Raw genomic sequence first — 1760 nt, forward strand, 5'->3', positions numbered from 1 at the left:
AGCACTTTTTCTCGGTCAATGATTAGGATAAGTTATAACTTAAAAATTAATCAACAACTAAAGCTTATGCTTGTAGCTAAGTGAAATCATTGATTAAGAGACCTGTACTTTTCAATGACTTTTTCAGCAAACCCTAATTATGCTTGTCGCTAAAACTTGCTTCTGGTAAGGCTTTCAAAATAGCTTGACATAAAACTTAATTTAGGAGTTACAAAGGTGAGATGCTCCCCGCAACTTTTGCGGCGTTGTCAGATTAGAATATGAAAGATGCAATGCAATCCTTGCTATCAAAGTAATTTCAGTTCCAAGCTGATTCGGAGCATCTTTCAATTTGACAACGCCACTTTTGCTTTAACTTTGACACTATTGACACCCTTGATTTGTTTTGCCAAGGGTTCAATTTTGTCGAGTTGCTCTTGAGTTTCTACGGTTCCAGAGACGACTACCGCTCCATCTTTAGCAGAAACTGTAAGTTGCCCTTTCGGGATGTTGGCTTCTAGCTTAGAGCGAACTTCACTGGAAAGGTCACTGTTCGCGCGATCCGCATCTCCTCCAGTTAGATTGTTGCGTTGCTCACGAGCGCGAATATCAGAATTGAGTTGATTTCGGCGCACTTGACTAGACGCATCGCTTTGGTTCTTTTGGACTGTTTTAGTATCAGGAACTTGCCCCGTTTCCTCTGTGGAAGAAGGGGCGTTGGTGCTAGTTTTAGCGTTGTTCCCACAAGCCACAGTTCCAATCAGTAGAAGGCTGCTGAGGATTAAAGTTGTGATCTTTTTCATGATGCAAATCCTTTAATAATTTCCGATTTTACAAACGAGAAGCAGGAGGATCGACATAGCCTTCAATTGCTAGGGCATTGTAAATTTCCCACTCGCGAATCCCTCGGCGCTTTAGAATTGTTTCAGCCTGAAGGATGTCAGCATCTGTACCGTCCACGATCAACAGGTAGTCTCCACGAACCACATAATCGTGATAGACTCGTGCCCGATCTTCTGGAATTCCTAGACCAATTAGACCACCTACCAAACCTCCGGTAGCCGTCCCGATTGCACCGCCAGCTAACGTGGTAGCGATCGCAGTTGCAGCCGCCCCTGCCAACATGACGGGACCCACTCCAGGAATTGCCAATATGCCCAACCCAACCAGCAAGCCTGTCAGTCCTCCGATGGCTCCGCCTGCCGCTGCCCCGGTCTTTGCTCCTTCGTCAATATGAGTTGTTTTTGTTTCGGTAAGCTCTTGAACTCGTGTCTCACCAATCCGGTTGCTCTGCTCCAGTCGTTCAGGCTCTTTGGCAATGATTGATACCTCATTCATGGCAAATCCGTCATCTCGTAATCCATTCAGTGCCTTCTCTGCCTCTTGATAGCTAGAGAAGATTCCCACGGCTCGTTTACGGTTAGTTAAAGTCATTTTTCCCTCCAACGCTATGCGGTAAAAGCTTTGTAAATCCTATAGTATGGCGAACTATAGCGATTGAATTTCCTGATTTAAGTTGACAATTCTGCTCTTGGCATTACTGTAACAGGCGGTTGCTTGATTTACTGTATGAATTGATTGAGTCTGTATGAATTGCTTGAATACGAGACAAAATGTAACGGGCGATGCACGAGTTAAACTCCATCGACTTTACCCGTCAGACGCTCATCAAACTTCTGCTCATAATCGGGGTCTTGAGTTCCGAGGAGTTTGTCCCAGAACGTGAAATATAGACCGTAATGTACGGTGTACTTGCGATGATGAATGGAATGATGGGCAGG

At 44.8% G+C, this 1760-nt stretch carries 2 protein-coding genes; both read right to left on the reverse strand.

The window, feature by feature from the left end; genetic code table 11:
- Window positions 1-326 precede the first annotated feature (326 nt).
- A complete protein-coding gene (locus tag PX484_RS15730; RefSeq protein WP_149973566.1) occupies window positions 327-782 on the reverse strand; it encodes a BON domain-containing protein in 456 nt (151 codons plus the stop codon).
- Between the two features lie 28 nt (window positions 783-810).
- The gene (locus PX484_RS15735) at window positions 811-1413 is read right to left on the reverse strand and encodes a general stress protein (protein WP_002752246.1); all 603 of its coding nucleotides are present in this window, start codon (window positions 1411-1413) and stop codon (window positions 811-813) included.
- Window positions 1414-1760 lie beyond the last annotated feature (347 nt).

Source organism: Microcystis sp. M49636_WE2 (genome assembly GCF_030065375.1).
Taxonomy (GTDB): domain Bacteria; phylum Cyanobacteriota; class Cyanobacteriia; order Cyanobacteriales; family Microcystaceae; genus Microcystis; species Microcystis aeruginosa_C.